Source organism: Streptomyces sp. NPDC008313, assembly GCF_042956125.1.
Classification (GTDB): Bacteria; Actinomycetota; Actinomycetes; order Streptomycetales; family Streptomycetaceae; genus Streptomyces.
Genome location: NZ_JBIBFR010000008.1, coordinates 202,247 through 216,372, shown reverse-complemented (window position 1 = coordinate 216,372; position 14,126 = coordinate 202,247). Strand labels below are relative to the sequence as shown.

Below are 14,126 nucleotides of genomic sequence, written 5' to 3'. Positions count from 1 at the left end.
GTTGGGCCATTGGCCCAGTAGAGGATCCGCCCGACGCCGTGCCGACGGGCCGGATGCCCACCCACTGGCCGGCCGGGATCGGCATCAAGGCCGCCTTCGCCCTCGCTCCCACCTCCAACTGGGACAACGAGCCGGTGACCAAGACGCCCTTCGCCGTCATGTGGGGCACCTGCGATGCGGTCAACACCGGCTCCTACTTCGAGGACAACCGCGACGCCAACCGGGCGCCCCTCTACAAGTACGCACCCAGCGGCGGCAACCACGACTACTACAACCGGCAGTGGTCCCCCAGCAGCGGCCAGGTCGCCGCACACGACGACGCCCAGCCCGGTACCCGTCCGGGAACCTGCGCCTCCCAGTACTACGGCCAGAACCATCCGCAGGTGGACCAGCCTCGCCTCGGAGAACATGATCAGCGCCTGGTCACCGAGCACCGGGTGACCGCGTTCTTCGAACGCTTCCTGCAGAGCCGGGCCGGCCGGCAGCCCTACCTCACCGGTGAGCGGCCGTTCCACGGAGAGCGGGCGGGAGCCACGGATTCGGCCTACGACTCCGGCAGCTGAGCACCCCTGTACGGGCAAGGGAATGGCCCCGGAGGGAGGAATTCTCCGGTGGCCCTTCAACACAGGGCGCGGCAGCCGCGTATCCCAGGTGACCGTGGCCTCCCCGCGGTGGGGAGCACTCGGGGAGTGGCAGGCGGGGAAGTCCGGCCTTGGGATGGGCCCGGTGTTCCACCTCGCCCGCCGTCTCACGGTGCCGGTACGGTCCCGCGACCTCCCAGGCGGGACCGTACCGGCTCATTCTCCGACGCTCCGGGAAGGGCCGGGTTCGGTGCGGCGGCCGTACCAGGCAGGGGCACACCGGCCATTCGCCGGCACGCCGGGCCGGCGAGCGCACGCAGGGAGCGGGTTCTCGTGTGCCGCGCGTCATCCGGCAGACAGAGCGGGATACCCCGACGGGCGGTGAACGGACCGGCGGGGCGTCGCGACGGTGGTGCCGAGCCGTCAGCTCCGGCGGGCGGTCCGCGTCCCGTCCGTACCGCCGGGCACCTGGCCGGCCTTGTCGACGACGGCGGTCCCGGTCTCGGCCGTGCTGCTCAGGAGTGTGCCGGCCTTGCCGTAGGGCGCGTCCTTGGTCAGGTAGCTGCGGGAGCCGAGGAAGGAGAAGTCCTTCTCGTCGAAGACCCATTCGGTGTGGACGCCGTAACGCTTGTCCTCCCGGGCGATGCCGAGGCCCGACCTGCCGATGGCGTCCCGGGCGCGCGGAGCCTCGGTGACACCGGGGATCTTCGCTGCCGCCTGGTACAGGGCGGCGGCCGTCCGCGGCGGTACCACCCCGCCGAGCAGCTCTCCGATCTGCTCGAACACCGCCTGGTCCCGCTGCCGGCCCTCGGCGTGCGGGGCCTTGGCGTACAGGTAGTCCAGCAGCTCACCGGGGTCCGTCGGCAGGGAGCCGAGCCAGTGGTAGGTGGGCCGGCTGAACCCGGCGGGCGTGCCCTCGGTGTCGCCGAGTTCGGCGTTCATGGGGAACGTCTCGCCGTCGCTGCGGATCAGGCCGAGCTTCTTCAGTGGCCCGGGCTCCTGCGCGATCCACTTCTCGGAGTCCTTCAGCGGAGAGACCACGGCCTTCCCACTGCTCAGGTCGGCCTCGCGGACCTTCTCCTCGGTGTAGACGAACTGGTCGTCCCGGACGTCGAGGGTGCCGCGCTGTCCCGCGGCGTCGGAGATCTGCCGCAGGAGCGCGGCGGCGGGCCGCATGTCCGCGGCCGTCCCGGTCGCGGGCTTCCCGTCACCGTCGCCCAGGGCGATTCCGGCCGTCAGCAGTCCGGCCAGGGCCAGGGCGGTGACCGGCGCGAGGAAGGCCGGCCGCAGCAGCCGGCGGGCCGGCCGTACGGGGGTGGCGGCCCGGTCGCGTTCGATGTGGTCCATCAGGAGTTCCCTGCGACGAAGGTGGTGCTCGCGGGGAAGGTCCCAGTCGGCCGGGGCCGGCAGCAGGCGGGCGATCTCCTCGCGATCGCCAGGCCGCTCGGGGGACGCGGAGTCGGTGTGGTCGTTCATGTGAGCTCCTTCCGCACGGGCACGACCACGAGGGCGGCCGCACTTGTCATCTCTCCGTGGGCGGCGCGTCGTTCCGTGTCCTCTTCGGCGAGCCTGGCGAGCTTCTTCCGGGCGCGTGACAGACGGGAGCGCACGGTGCCGACCGGGATGCCCAGTGCCTCGGCCGTCTCCCGGTAGTCCAGGCCGGACCACACGCACAGGGCGAGCACCTCCCGCTCCTGCTGCCGCAGCCGGCCCAGGGAAGCCTGCACTGCCCGCAGGCGCCGTACGTCGTCGATGCGCCCGGCAACCTGCGGCGCGAAGTCCTCCACGGGGCCCTGCCGGGGCTGACGTGCCAGGAACAGCTGGCGTCTCCATGCGCCGCGGCGGGCGTTGTCCGCCTTGTGGGTGGCGATGCCGAGCAGCCACGGCAGCAGGGTGCCGCCGTCCTCCCGCACACGGGTACGGTGGCGCCACGCGGTCAGGAACGTCTCGGACATGACGTCCTCGGCCGTCGACCGGTCACCGGTCATGCGCAGCGCGTGGTTGAACACGGCGCGGGCGAACTCCTCGTACAGCTGGCCGAAGACCTCGCGGTCTCCGTCGCGCACCCGGCGGCGTATCTCGATATCTGAGTGCCTCACACCTTCTTCTCTCCGGGCCACCGCCACCGTTCCCGTGATCCACGTCACACGGTGGGGCGCACGCGTCGGACACCAGGCTGCCTATCACCCGTCGCGATGCGCCGGGGCGCCCGGACATCGTGACGGGCACGGTGAAACAGCCTGCCCGCGCCGGACCAAGTACCGGGTGAAGGGACCACCGACCACCAGAGGAGGAACGGGTGCCCTTGATACCCGAACGGGCCAAACGGCCCGAACGACGTGCGGGCCGGGCCGCGCCACCGCGGCCGGACGCCGCCGGGTTCGCGGTCTTCTACGAGGCGAACTTCGACGCCGTCCTCGGTTTCGTGACCCGGCGCACGACCTGTCCGCAGGTGGCCGCGGACCTCACCGCCGACATCTTCGTCGCCGCGCTGGAGGCCGCCGGCCAGTACGACCCGAGGCGCGGGGTGCCCGCCGCCTGGCTGTACGGCATCACCCGCAACGTCCTGGCCTCCCACTACCGGGGCAGCGCCCGCGAGCAGCACGCGGTGGCCCGGCTGAACGGGCACCGGCTGCTGGACGAAGAGGACATCGCCGCGCTGGAGGAGCGGATCGACGCGGGCCGGGCGGCGCGCGAGCTGGCCGAGCGGCACAGCGGGCTGAGCGAGCCGCTGCGCGAGGTCCTCGATCTGGTGGCCGTCGACGGCCTCACCCCGCGTGAGGCCGCCCAGGTCCTCGGGCTCAACCGGGCGACGGTACGCAGCCGGCTGCACCGCGCCAAGCGGCAGCTGCGTGCCGAACGTCCGTCCGCCACCGAACACACAGAATCCCTCCTGGAGGTTGTCTCATGAGCACGCCCACCCACTTCAAGCGGCGCCTGGCGTCGGAGCTGTCTGCCATGGCGGCCACGGAAGCAGCTCCCACGGCCACCCGCGCCCCGGCCCGTCGCCCCCGCGTCCGGTTCACGATCGCGGCGGGCATCGCCGCGGCGGCGGCAGCGGCGGTGGTCGTGCCGACGGTGAGCGGCTCGGGCAGCTCGCCCGCGTACGCCGTGACCCGGCAGGACGACGGCTCGCTGATCCTGGAGATGCGTCGCGCCGAGGGTGCGCCGGGCCTCCAGAGGCAACTGAACAAGATGGGTGTGCGGGCGGCCGTCCTGGAGGGGGACGCTCACTGCGCGACGGGCGCGCCCTCCGAGGCTCCCGGGTCCCACGACCGCTACCCGATGACGTTCAGCGACTCGGAGCCCTCCTGGCAGGCCCACATCCACCCGGACCTGATCCATGACGGTGAGACGCTGCTCATCGTGGCGGAGTCCGAGGACGACGGCACGACCCGGGCGGTGTCCTCCCGGTTGGTGACGAAGGTCCCGGCATGCAGCGTGCCGGGGATAGGCGGCGGCCCGGACGCGCACGCCTGACCCGCGAGCGGAGCCGCGGGTCTCCCCCGCGGCTCCGCCCACGGCCGCTTCGGACACCGTCTCCCATGTGATGACCCGCACCGCTTCGCAGGCCGCCATAATGGAGCCATGGTCTCCAGCCAGTCACACCCGGCACCCGCACCGAGGAACCTCCCGGGAGCGGACGCCGAGGATCTCGCGCTGTACCGGGAGAAGTTCCGGCGACGTCTGCCTGCGTCGTTGGACGAGTTGCACGGCCCGGCCGCCGGTGTCGTCAGCCTTCCGCTTCACATGGCCTGGTCCGGCTTGACCTCGTACGACCTGACCGAACCCCGCCGGCGCATGGGCCTGTACCGAACCGTCCTGCACGAGGGTCTGCACGACGACCTTCCCCTCTTCCTGAACCGGGACCTGCTCCTGCGGATGTGGCCAGTGCTGCGTACTCTCGTCGGTCGCACCGTGCGCGCGGTGTGGGAAGACGCCTTCCCCGAACTCGCCTCCCGTGCCGGGGCAGCCGCGTGACGGACATGCCGGAGCTGCACGCACGGCTCCTGGCAGATGTGATCGCCATCGGCTCCCCGTACCCTCCGGTCCTCACCGGTGGGTACGCCGTACGGGCACACCGTCTGGTGAACCGTCCCAGCCAGCATCTGGACGTCGCCACGGAGAATCCGGCCCCAATGGCCGACATCGCGGCCGCGCTCCGCAGAGGGCTGGAGGCACGGGGCTGGCAGGTGCACACGCTGGAGACCGCTCCGCTGTCCGCCCGTTTCACCGTGTCCGACCAGGCCACCGGACAGGAATGCGAAGTGGACATCCTCAAGGAGGTCTTCTGGCGGCCGGTCGTCCAGAGCTCCTACGGGCCCGTCCTCGCGGAGGAGGACGTCATCGGGACCAAGGTCCGCGCCCTCGCGGACCGCGGCGCCCCCCGCGATCTGATCGACGTGTTCGCGGCTTCCCGCCGCTGGACCAATGCCGAACTCGAAGCGTTCGGCCGCCGCCACGCTCGCGGCCGCTTCGAACGCGAGGACCTGCAGTCCCATCTCACGGGCGCCGAGTGGACCGATGACGACGCCTTCGCCGTCTACGGCCTCGACGAGGCCGTCATCGCCGCTCTGCGCGCGTGGGCCGTGGCATGGTCCGACGCTCTCGCCTCCGATCTTCTCGAAGAGCCCGGCGATCCGGATACCGACTGACGCGCCCGTGGTGAGCGGCCCGCCGGCCGGGCGGCGCGGCGTCCGGAGGCAATCCTGCGAGCCGTCCTCAGGCAACCGTGCGGACCACGAAACCGTCCTCCATCACGGGTCTCACGGGTCTACACAGGAGGATTCGAGCGGGTGGGTACAGCCACGGACATCGTCAGGCCGCTGCCGGAATCGCTGAGGGAGCATGCCCGGCGCCCCGGGGAGAAGACCGCCTTCCTGGGCACGGCCGGCGCACCGCTGGTGGAGGTGCTCGCGCCCGCGGGTTCGGGAGTCCGGGTGTACGCCGACCTGGCGGAGTGCGGCGCGTCACCGGCCGTCGTCGTCGCGCCGTACCCGCCGCCACCGGAGCCGCTCGGCGACGGACGGGGCCCGCCGGCCGCGGTGCGCTGGGCGGCGGACTGGCGCTGAGGGTGGTACGTCAGTGGGTCGCCGAACCGCGTCCGCCGTGCTCCCGGCTCGGGGTGGTCACCTCGGGTACCGGTGGTCCGGGTACCGGTGGTCCGGTCGACGGCGGCGCCGGTCGCGGGGACGGGGTCACGTGCGGCGCGGACGCCCTCGTCACCGCCCAGGCCGCCACCGTTCCCGCGGCCGCGGCCGGCGGACCTGTGGTGCTGCTGGGCCGTTCAGCCGGCGGCTGGATGACGCTTCGTGGTGTCGGCTCGGCGTTCCCAGCGGAGCCGCAGGCGTCGGAAGCCGTGCAGCAGCACGAAGGTTTTCCCCACGACCCACCGTAAGTGCCCAGTCCGGTGCCGTGCCGGGTTCCGCGTCCGACGTTGGCGGGCACGATGCCGCGAGCACGGACCTGGTCGCGGTAGATGCCGTGGTCGTAGCCGCGGTCGCCGAACAGCGAGTGCGGCTTGCGGGGGGTGACGACCAGGGATTCCGGCTCTCTCCCCGGTGCTGCCGTGCCCTGCCAGGAACTATACGCTCGCTGTATACACACCATGTATACATGATGTGTATAGTGGGTCGCATGTCCATTGGTCACACCCTTTTAGGGCTCCTGGAATCCCGCCCGCGTCATGGCTACGACCTGAAGCGGGCCTTTGACGAGAAGTTCGGTCACGACCGGCCGCTGCACTACGGTCAGGTCTACTCGACGATGGCCCGGCTGCTGAAGAACGGGCTCGTCGAGGTCGACGGGGTAGAGGCCGGCGACGGCCCGGAGCGTAAGCGTTACACGATCACCGACGCCGGCGTCACCGACGTGGAGCAGTGGCTCGCGACCCCGCAGAAGGCGGAGGAGTATCTCCGGTCTGCCCTCTACACCAAAGTCGTCCTGGCGCTGCTCACCCGCCGGGATGCCGCCGGGATTCTGGACACCCAACGCTCCGAGCACCTGAGCAGCATGCGGATACTGACCGACCGCAAGCGCAAGGGCGATCTGGCGGACCAGTTGATCTGCGACCACGCCCTCTTCCACCTGGATGCGGACCTGCGCTGGCTGGAGCTGACCGCCGCCCGACTCGACAGACTCCGTGAGGCTGTAGCCCGATGACAATTTCTTCCCCCGATTCCCTCCTCGCCGCGCAGGACCTGCACAAGACCTACGCGCACACTCACGCCCTCGACGGCGCCGAGTTCTCCATCCGCCCCGGCGAGGTTGTCGCCATCATGGGCCCCTCCGGCTCCGGCAAGTCGACACTGCTGCACTGCCTCGCCGGAATCGTTCCGCCCGACTCCGGGTCGATCACCTACAACGGGCATGAGCTGACGCGGATGAGCGATGCCCAGCGCAGCGCGCTGCGCCGCTCCGAGTTCGGGTTCGTGTTCCAGTTCGGGCAATTGGTGCCCGAACTGACCTGCGTGGAGAACGTCGCCCTGCCGCTCAGGCTGAACGGCACCTCCCGCAAGGAAGCCGAGCGGACGGCGCTCGGCTGGATGGAACGCCTGGAGGTCGCCGACCTGAACGGCAAACGTCCCGGTGAGGTCTCCGGCGGCCAGGGACAGCGCGTCGCCGTTGCCCGCTCGCTGGTGACCGGCCCGCGGGTACTGTTCGCCGACGAACCGACCGGCGCGCTCGACTCCTTCAACGGCGAACGCGTGATGGAGTTGCTGACCGAGGCGGCCCGCTCGACCCGCGCCGCCGTCGTCCTCGTCACCCATGAGACACGGGTGGCCGCCTACTCCGACCGCGAGATCCTCGTACGCGACGGAAAGTCCCGGGACATGGAGCGCGCCGTATGAGTCCGCGCCAGTGGTCCAGGGACCTGACCATGGGAGCCCGGTTCGCCGTCACCGGCGGCCGCGAGGGCTGGGTCCGCATGACGCTGACAGCGGTCGGCGTCGGCCTCGGCGTCACCCTGCTCCTGTTGTGCACCGCGATGCCCAACGTGTTCGCCTCCCGCAGCACGGTGGAGGACGCCCGCTACGCCGACGTGTGGTCCGCGACGGACCCGCCCAAGGCCGACAACACGCTCCTGATCGCCGCCGCCGACACCACCTGGCACGACGACGACATCATGGGCCGGCTCGTAGAACCCGAGGGCAGGAAGGCGCCCCTGCCACCGGGGGTCGACCGATTCCCGGGTGAGGGCGAGATGGTGGTCTCTCCCGCGCTCAAGGACCTGCTGGACTCGGACGACGCGAAACTGCTGCGGGAGCGCCTGTCGTACAAGATCACCGGCACGATCGGCGAGAGCGGGCTGATCGGTTCGCACGAACTGGCCTACTACGCGGGCGCGGCGGGGCTGAACCCCAAGGGCCCCACCCTGGTGACGCGACTGACCGAGTTCGGCAAGCCGGACGCGGAACCCAAGAAGACCGACCCGGTACTGCTGCTCATGGTCCTGGTCGTGCTCGTGGTGCTGCTGACGCCGGTCGCCGTGTTCATCGCCGCCGCCGTCCGCTTCGGCGGCGAACGCCGCGACCGCCGCCTCGCCGCGCTGCGCCTGGTCGGCTCCGACCGGGGGATGACCCGGCGGATCGCGGCGGGCGAGGCGCTGGCCGGAGCCCTGCTCGGACTGGTCGTGGGCACCTGCTTCTTCTTGCTCGGCCGCCAGAAGCTGGGCACCGGCGAGTTGCTGGGCGTGAGCGTCTGGCCCAGCTACCTCGACCCCGCCCCCGCACTTGCCGCGCTCGTCGCGGTGGCGGTGCCGGTTTCCGCGGTGCTGGTCACGCTGCTGGCGATGCGCGGCGTGGTCGTCGAACCCCTCGGTGTCGTGCGCGCGGCCGCGCAGCGCCGCCGCCGGCTGTGGTGGCGGCTGCTGCCGCCGCTGGCCGGTCTCGCGATGCTGTACCCGATGATCGGCCAGGGCCGAAAGAACGGCGACTTCAACCAGTACCTCGTCATCGGCGGCGTCCTGATGTTGCTGATCGGCATCACCGCCCTGCTGCCCTGGGGCGTGGAGGCGGTCGTCGTCCGGCTCGGCAAGGGCTGGCTGTCCTGGCAGCTGGCCGTGCGACGGCTGCAGCTGACCAGCGGTACCGCCGCCCGCATGGTCAACGGCATCGCCGTGGCGGTGGCCGGGGCCATCGCGCTGCAGATGCTCTTCACGGGAACGCAGAGCCAGTACGTCGAGAACACCGGCCAGGACCCCAGCCGGGTTCAGCTGGAGGTCACCTTCAGTGACCCCAGGCCGCTGTCCGGCATCGAGCGGGAATTCACCGGCACCAAGGGCGTACGGGCCGCGGTGGCCCTGGCCGGCGCCGATTACGGCGACTCACGTCGCAACCCGGAGAACAGCAACGCTCTGACCGTGGGCGACTGCGCCGCCCTGCGTGAACTTGCCGCCTTGCCCTCCTGCAAGGACGGTGACGTGTTCGTCACGCGAACGCGGAGCGGGTACGCCGACCCCAGCAACGCATCCGAAATCACCCTGCTGAAGCCCGGCCGGCGGCTCTACCTCGACCCGTCGTACGACGGCGCCGCCGAACGCGGCAAGGAGCTGCCCTGGACGGTGCCGGCGAACATACGGGTGGTGGACGCGCGCAAGGACTCACTGCGGGACGCCGGCAGTCTGCTGGCCACCCCCGCCGCCCTGCCCGAAAAGGCCGCGCCCGCATTGTTCGCGGACGGTGTCTACCTGCGTCTGGACCCCTCGGTGCTGGACTCACGGGAGTACGTACGCAACGTCGCTGCCCGCATCGATCCCCTGGCACAGGTCTACGGCTGGTCGGCGACCCGGGAGGACGCCAAGTACACCTCCATCCGTACCGGCCTGCTCGTCGGATCCGCCTTCGTGCTGGCACTGATCGGCGCGAGCCTGCTGGTCTCCCAGCTGGAACAGCTGCGCGAACGCAGGAAGTTGCTCTCCGCGCTGGTCGCCTTCGGTACCCGGCGCCGCACACTCAGCCTGTCCGTCCTGTGGCAGACGGCCCTCCCGGTCGGGCTCGGCCTCGTCCTGGCCACGACGGTGGGTGTCACCCTCGGTGCGGTACTGCTGAAGATGACCCGTGCACCGGTGACCATGGACTGGGCGAGCGTCCTCACCATGACCGGCGTGGGCGCGGCCGTGGTCGGCGTGGTCACGCTGATCAGTCTGCCGCCGCTGCTGCGGATGATGCGCCCGGAGGGCCTGCGCACGGAATAGCCCCTCACGCGTCTCCCCCGGAGTGGGCTCCTGCGTGCAGGAGGAGCCCACTCCTGCACGCGGGCCGAGCCGACCGACGGCCGAACAGCCGCGCTGGAAACAGGGGTTCGACGAAGGCCGGAAGTGTTCAACGAACGACGGATCCGATGATCAAGGAGACGCCGGATGAGCGACACCGTCGAGGAGCTACCGGGTAGCGAGCCGCCGTCGGCCGGTCGCCACTTCGCCGGGCGAGCGGAGCGGATCGCTGCTCACACGGGTGCGGGCCTGGCGGCCTCGGTGCCGGGTCATCGGGAAGGGATCGGCGCGATCGACGAGGACGCCCAGCCGGCGGACCTGGGACTCGGCTCCCTGGCCGCGGTCGACCCGCGGAGCAGGGTGGAGGGCAGCGCCAGCCCCGTCGACGTCTCGAGCCGGACGGGGTACAGCCTGCTGTACCCCGTCCTGGGGTGTGCGCGGCAGTGACCCGCGGGAGCTCCGCTGATGTGCTGAGCACGTCACACCAGCCGGTCTCAGGGGGACACCGTGATGAGCCATCGGGCATCCACCAGCACTGTCGGCCCACCTGTGCGCCGGCCCAGGGGACCGTATCGGTCGCCGGGACGGCGGAGCCGATCGAGTGGTCCGCCTCGCCGCCACAGCGACCCCTCCTTCGCCGAGAACGCTCACTTGCCAGGGGATACGCGGCTTCTGCTGCGTGTGTTGAAGGCCGGCGAGACTTCTTTCCGCGAGTCACGGACTCTCATCGGGTCCGCTTCGAGCACCACCGGTCAGCGTCACGAGACGGACGCGTCGCCGCGATTTGACTTCTGGCCGCCCTGCGGACAAGTCTCGCGTGTACTGCGGCCTTCCTGGCTGTAGTGGTGCTGCGCCCACCGCCGGGCCTGTTCTCGTCGCTCGGTCGGCAAGGCCGTCCCAGGGTCCGGGGGAGGGGATCAGGCCAACTGCTCAGCGACTGTGCGGTCACCGCTCGGCATACTTTGAGCATCCTCGGCCGTTTCAGTCGCTTCACCTCCGTCGATGATGGCCGTGACCTGGCCTTTTCATCACGCGCAGAGGCACCGGTGAACATGGCTCAGTCGCTTCTCAGCGAGCTCGGTCGCTGTATCGTTTCCGGCCAGTCGCATCATCGACACGGAACGAAGCTCGCTCGCGGCAGGTTCCATGACCTGATCCGGTACGTTCGATACGCTGTGTCCGTCGTTGAGTCGCTTCGGTCGCTGATAGGGGGTGAAGATGCCTGCTGAGCTGCGTTTCTCTCACAGCGACCCACAGCAGTCGGCGTCCGCTTCATCAGTCGCCGGCTCACTGGCCACCGCCAGTTGGTGTGCGCGTCGTGGCTGGCCCGTGCATCCTCTCGCCGCTGGTCGTAAAACCCCGGTCGCGAACTGCGCGAACTGCCGCGGAGCGTCACATCCGCCCGCCGAATGCCCTTGTCTCCCCGCCGGCCGCTGGTGTCATGGCTTTCATGCCGCGACGCTCGACCAGCGCCGTATCGCCCAGTGGTGGGGGCCCCGCCCGGAACTCGGGGTCGGCGTGGCCTGTGGCCCCGCCCGTCTCGTCGTGATCGATGTCGACGCCCATCCCACCCAGCCCCCCGGCCGCGACCGGATCCTGCCGGGCATTCCCATCGCCGACGACGTCGACCTCACGGGTCTGGCGAACGGATTCCACACACTCGCCGTCCTCTCCGCCCTCCGGGGCCGGCCCAGTCCGGCGGAGGATGCCGCAACGCTGCGCGTCCGGACGCCCTCCGGGGGCATGCACATCTGGTACCGGGCCGTCGACAACCGGCGTTGGCACTGTTCCTCCGGATCCAGCACCGGCCGTGCTCTCGCCTGGCAGGTCGACGTCCGCGCGCACGGGGGGTACATCATCGCTCCCGGCACCAGCACCGAGCACGGCACGTACACACCCATCGGCGATGTACGCGAACCGGCCGGCCTGCCCCTGTGGATCGCGCAGGAACTGGAACGCACCGGTCATCTGCCGGCGCTCACCATCCCGGCGCCCCGACCGGTCCCGCCTCGCGCCCGGCAAGCCGTATTCGCGGCCGGAGGCGGTCGCGGCCGCGCCCAGCGCATGCTCACCGCCATCCTCGAGCCCCTCCAGGCCTGCGGTCAGGTCTCCGAGGGCGCGGGCTTCACCGACACCCTCAACCGTGCGGCCTACACGCTCGGTGGGCTCGTCGCAGCCGGCCGCCTCGCGCGGGAGGACGCCGAACGCGCTCTGAAGGAGACAGCGGCCGCTGTCCGTCCCGGCCAGGAACGCCGTTCCGCGCAGATCATCGACAGTGGCCTCGCCGCAGGGCTCGAACACCCCCTGCAGCCGAGGGGATGGCGTCAATGACCTCCCCCGCCAACGAGACACTCTTCGATTTCGACCCCGCCGCCGTCGCGGCCCAGATCCGCGCCCAGGCCGCCGCCGTACCCCTCCCCGCCCAGGCCGGCCCTCAGCAAGCGGCGGCCGGCGACGCCACAGCGGCCGGGTTGCTGCCCGACACCCTCACCGACCGCGGCAATGCCAAACTGTTCGTCAGGCTCTACGGGCGCGACTACCGGCATGTTCCCGGCATCGGCTGGTACCGGTGGGACACCACGCGTTGGCAGATCGACGAGGACGACACCGTGCTCTGGGCGGCCGGCGACCTCGCCGAGGCCATCGCCGTCCACGACCCGCGCGGCGTCCACACCACCCAGGCCCTGCAGTCACACCGCCGTCGAGCCCTGTCCACCACCGGAATGAACGCCATGCTCAGTCAGGCCAGGTCCGCGCCCGGCATGGTCCTCAACGCCGCCCGTCTGGACGCCGATCCCTATGCCCTGTGCACGCCCGACGGCATCGTCGACCTGCGCTCGAGTCTGATCAAGACCCCCGACCCGAACAAGGACTTCCACTCCCGCTCCACCAGCGTCGGCCCGCACCACTGCCCCACCCCCCGCTGGCACCGTTTCCTGACCGACACCTTCGGTGACGACACCGAAGGCCGGGAAATGATCAGCTATCTGCAACTGCTGCTCGGGTACTCCATCACCGGCGACGTCGGCGGCCAGGTCCTGCCCTTTCTCTTCGGCGCGGGAAAGAACGGCAAGAGCGTCCTGCTGGACGTGCTGATGAAGCTCCTCGGCGACTACGCGGACGCCGCTCCACCAGGTTTCCTCATGGCTCGCCCCTACGAGGGCCACCCCACTGACCTGGCCGAACTTCATGGCCGGCGCGTCATCGTCTGCTCCGAAGTCAAGCACGGGGACAAATTCGACGAGGCCCGGGTCAAGCTTCTCACCGGTGGCGACCGGATCAAGGCCCGGCGCATGCGGCAGGACTTCTTCAGTTTCCAGCCCACCCACAAACTGTGGCTGCTGGGAAATCACCGGCCCGAGGTCGGTACCGGAGGTTTCGCGTTCTGGCGCCGTATGCGCCTCATCCCTTTCGAACGTACCGTCTCCGACGACCGCAAGATCGACAACCTGGCGGACATCCTCGTCGCCGAGGAAGGCCCCGGCATCCTCGGCTGGCTCATCGACGGCGCGCGCCGCTACCTCTCGGGCGACCGTGACCTCACCGGGCCCGAACGTGTCCGCATCGCCACCACCGCGTACGCCGAGACCGAGGACCACACCGGCCGCTTCTACGACGAGTGCTGCCGCCTCGGCTGCCAACTGCGCTCCGAGCAGACGACCCTCTACGCGGCCTACCGGGCGTGGTGTCGCAACGAGGGCGCACCGGCCATGTCCTCGCGTGCGTTCGCTGCCCGTACCCGGGAACTGGTCGGGCTGGCCTCGCCCAAGGAGATGATCCTCTCCAACCAGCGCAAGCACTACCCTGGCATCGGACTGCTCACCGACGACGAGGGGGAGGCGACACCATGAGCTCCCTGATCGCCGAGGACGAGATCAGCCATGAAGCCGATCTCGTGTGGCTGGAGGACATCGATCATCTCGACTACGTCCGTCAGAGCCTCGACCGGCTGCCCACGCGCGGTGGCAAGCCCGCCTACCACCGGGACGGACGCATGGTCGGCTACGCACGACTGAGCCCGAAGGCCAAGTCCTCCCGTTCCTCGGGTACGTTCCGCCGGCGGGTCTTCTGGCTGCTGCCTCACGACCGCGACAGCCGGCCCGAAGGCCTGTACGCCAAGGGTGCGCCTGCCGAGGCGGTCGACCCCCGCACTCTCGATCCGCGCGTCAAGGGTTACAAGACGGAGCGCTCCGAAGGCGGACCTCCATCGGCCGCCATGCAGGAACTCGGCATAACGCTGCCGCTGTGAGGGCCCGGCCGGGGCCCGGGAGGCGGCTTCGTCGCCTCCCGGCCGGGTGGCCTCGGTCCACCCGGCAACGGCCGGAGCCGGG

Annotated in this window: 15 protein-coding genes and 1 pseudogene; 13 read left to right on the top strand and 3 right to left on the bottom strand. The window is 70.6% G+C overall.

Features of this window, described 5'->3' with window-relative positions:
• Nucleotides 1-53: 53 nt before the first annotated feature.
• Nucleotides 54-563, top strand: a complete 510-nt coding sequence (locus ACFY93_RS13305; RefSeq protein ID WP_391357208.1) for a hypothetical protein — start codon at nt 54-56, stop codon at nt 561-563.
• Nucleotides 564-1,004: 441 nt separating this feature from the next.
• Here ACFY93_RS13305 and ACFY93_RS13300 read toward each other — a convergent pair whose 3' ends face one another.
• Complete coding sequence (locus ACFY93_RS13300; protein ID WP_391357205.1) at nt 1,005-2,057, bottom strand: CU044_5270 family protein; 1,053 nt, start codon at nt 2,055-2,057, stop codon at nt 1,005-1,007.
• The gene (locus ACFY93_RS13295) at nt 2,054-2,659 is read right to left on the bottom strand and encodes a sigma-70 family RNA polymerase sigma factor (protein WP_391357375.1); all 606 of its coding nucleotides are present in this window, start codon (nt 2,657-2,659) and stop codon (nt 2,054-2,056) included. Before ACFY93_RS13295 ends, ACFY93_RS13300 begins: the two co-directional genes overlap by 4 nt.
• A gap of 221 nt (nt 2,660-2,880) precedes the next feature.
• Here ACFY93_RS13295 and ACFY93_RS13290 point away from each other — a divergent pair, with 221 nt between their 5' ends.
• From ACFY93_RS13290 to ACFY93_RS13270, 5 genes are all read left to right on the top strand, one after another.
• The gene (locus tag ACFY93_RS13290) at nt 2,881-3,492 is read left to right on the top strand and encodes a sigma-70 family RNA polymerase sigma factor (protein ID WP_391357203.1); all 612 of its coding nucleotides are present in this window, start codon (nt 2,881-2,883) and stop codon (nt 3,490-3,492) included.
• Nucleotides 3,489-4,061 carry a hypothetical protein gene (locus ACFY93_RS13285; protein ID WP_391357200.1) on the top strand — a complete coding sequence of 191 codons (573 nt, stop codon included), beginning with the start codon at nt 3,489-3,491 and terminating at the stop codon, nt 4,059-4,061. The genes ACFY93_RS13290 and ACFY93_RS13285 overlap by 4 nt, the downstream gene beginning before the upstream one ends.
• Before the next feature lie 108 nt (nt 4,062-4,169).
• Nucleotides 4,170-4,562, top strand: a complete 393-nt coding sequence (locus ACFY93_RS13280) for a hypothetical protein (protein WP_391357198.1) — start codon at nt 4,170-4,172, stop codon at nt 4,560-4,562.
• 5 nt (nt 4,563-4,567) lie between these two features.
• Nucleotides 4,568-5,236, top strand: a complete 669-nt coding sequence (locus ACFY93_RS13275) for a nucleotidyl transferase AbiEii/AbiGii toxin family protein (protein ID WP_391357372.1) — start codon at nt 4,568-4,570, stop codon at nt 5,234-5,236.
• A 141-nt stretch (nt 5,237-5,377) separates the two neighbouring features.
• Entirely contained in the window at nt 5,378-5,653 is a 276-nt protein-coding gene (locus ACFY93_RS13270) for a hypothetical protein (RefSeq protein ID WP_391357196.1), read from the top strand.
• Between the two features lie 245 nt (nt 5,654-5,898).
• Here ACFY93_RS13270 and ACFY93_RS13265 read toward each other — a convergent pair.
• Nucleotides 5,899-6,107, bottom strand: a pseudogene (locus ACFY93_RS13265) (IS5/IS1182 family transposase); the annotation flags it as partial.
• A 111-nt stretch (nt 6,108-6,218) separates the two neighbouring features.
• Here ACFY93_RS13265 and ACFY93_RS13260 point away from each other — a divergent pair.
• The 7 genes from ACFY93_RS13260 (at nt 6,219) to ACFY93_RS13230 (ending at nt 14,044) form a co-directional block, all read left to right on the top strand.
• Nucleotides 6,219-6,743 (top strand): helix-turn-helix transcriptional regulator, encoded by a 525-nt coding sequence (locus ACFY93_RS13260; protein WP_391357193.1) that lies wholly within the window; start codon nt 6,219-6,221, stop codon nt 6,741-6,743.
• Complete coding sequence (locus ACFY93_RS13255) at nt 6,740-7,432, top strand: ATP-binding cassette domain-containing protein (RefSeq protein ID WP_391357190.1); 693 nt, start codon at nt 6,740-6,742, stop codon at nt 7,430-7,432. Before ACFY93_RS13260 ends, ACFY93_RS13255 begins: the two co-directional genes overlap by 4 nt.
• Nucleotides 7,429-9,777 (top strand): FtsX-like permease family protein, encoded by a 2,349-nt coding sequence (locus ACFY93_RS13250; RefSeq protein ID WP_391357187.1) that lies wholly within the window; start codon nt 7,429-7,431, stop codon nt 9,775-9,777. Before ACFY93_RS13255 ends, ACFY93_RS13250 begins: the two co-directional genes overlap by 4 nt.
• A 165-nt stretch (nt 9,778-9,942) precedes the next feature.
• On the top strand, nt 9,943-10,242 hold the full coding sequence (locus tag ACFY93_RS13245; RefSeq protein WP_391357184.1) for a hypothetical protein: 300 nt from the start codon (nt 9,943-9,945) through the stop codon (nt 10,240-10,242).
• Between the two features lie 771 nt (nt 10,243-11,013).
• On the top strand, nt 11,014-12,126 hold the full coding sequence (locus ACFY93_RS13240; RefSeq protein WP_391357181.1) for a bifunctional DNA primase/polymerase: 1,113 nt from the start codon (nt 11,014-11,016) through the stop codon (nt 12,124-12,126).
• Nucleotides 12,123-13,646 carry a phage/plasmid primase, P4 family gene (locus ACFY93_RS13235; RefSeq protein ID WP_391357178.1) on the top strand — a complete coding sequence of 508 codons (1,524 nt, stop codon included), beginning with the start codon at nt 12,123-12,125 and terminating at the stop codon, nt 13,644-13,646. Before ACFY93_RS13240 ends, ACFY93_RS13235 begins: the two co-directional genes overlap by 4 nt.
• Nucleotides 13,643-14,044, top strand: a complete 402-nt coding sequence (locus tag ACFY93_RS13230) for a DUF6009 family protein (protein WP_391357175.1) — start codon at nt 13,643-13,645, stop codon at nt 14,042-14,044. Before ACFY93_RS13235 ends, ACFY93_RS13230 begins: the two co-directional genes overlap by 4 nt.
• Nucleotides 14,045-14,126 lie beyond the last annotated feature (82 nt).

What these genes read in the sequence shown, in the direction of transcription:
- ACFY93_RS13305 (WP_391357208.1), top strand. Translation starts at nt 54, where the DNA reads ATGCCCACCCACTGGCCGGCCGGGATCGGCATCAAGGCCGCCTTCGCC.
- ACFY93_RS13300 (WP_391357205.1), bottom strand. Translation starts at nt 2,057, where the DNA reads ATGAACGACCACACCGACTCCGCGTCCCCCGAGCGGCCTGGCGATCGC.
- ACFY93_RS13285 (WP_391357200.1), top strand. Translation starts at nt 3,489, where the DNA reads ATGAGCACGCCCACCCACTTCAAGCGGCGCCTGGCGTCGGAGCTGTCT.
- ACFY93_RS13280 (WP_391357198.1), top strand. Translation starts at nt 4,170, where the DNA reads ATGGTCTCCAGCCAGTCACACCCGGCACCCGCACCGAGGAACCTCCCG.
- ACFY93_RS13275 (WP_391357372.1), top strand. Translation starts at nt 4,568, where the DNA reads ATGCCGGAGCTGCACGCACGGCTCCTGGCAGATGTGATCGCCATCGGC.
- ACFY93_RS13260 (WP_391357193.1), top strand. Translation starts at nt 6,219, where the DNA reads ATGTCCATTGGTCACACCCTTTTAGGGCTCCTGGAATCCCGCCCGCGT.
- ACFY93_RS13255 (WP_391357190.1), top strand. Translation starts at nt 6,740, where the DNA reads ATGACAATTTCTTCCCCCGATTCCCTCCTCGCCGCGCAGGACCTGCAC.
- ACFY93_RS13250 (WP_391357187.1), top strand. Translation starts at nt 7,429, where the DNA reads ATGAGTCCGCGCCAGTGGTCCAGGGACCTGACCATGGGAGCCCGGTTC.
- ACFY93_RS13245 (WP_391357184.1), top strand. Translation starts at nt 9,943, where the DNA reads ATGAGCGACACCGTCGAGGAGCTACCGGGTAGCGAGCCGCCGTCGGCC.
- ACFY93_RS13240 (WP_391357181.1), top strand. Translation starts at nt 11,014, where the DNA reads ATGCCTGCTGAGCTGCGTTTCTCTCACAGCGACCCACAGCAGTCGGCG.
- ACFY93_RS13235 (WP_391357178.1), top strand. Translation starts at nt 12,123, where the DNA reads ATGACCTCCCCCGCCAACGAGACACTCTTCGATTTCGACCCCGCCGCC.
- ACFY93_RS13230 (WP_391357175.1), top strand. Translation starts at nt 13,643, where the DNA reads ATGAGCTCCCTGATCGCCGAGGACGAGATCAGCCATGAAGCCGATCTC.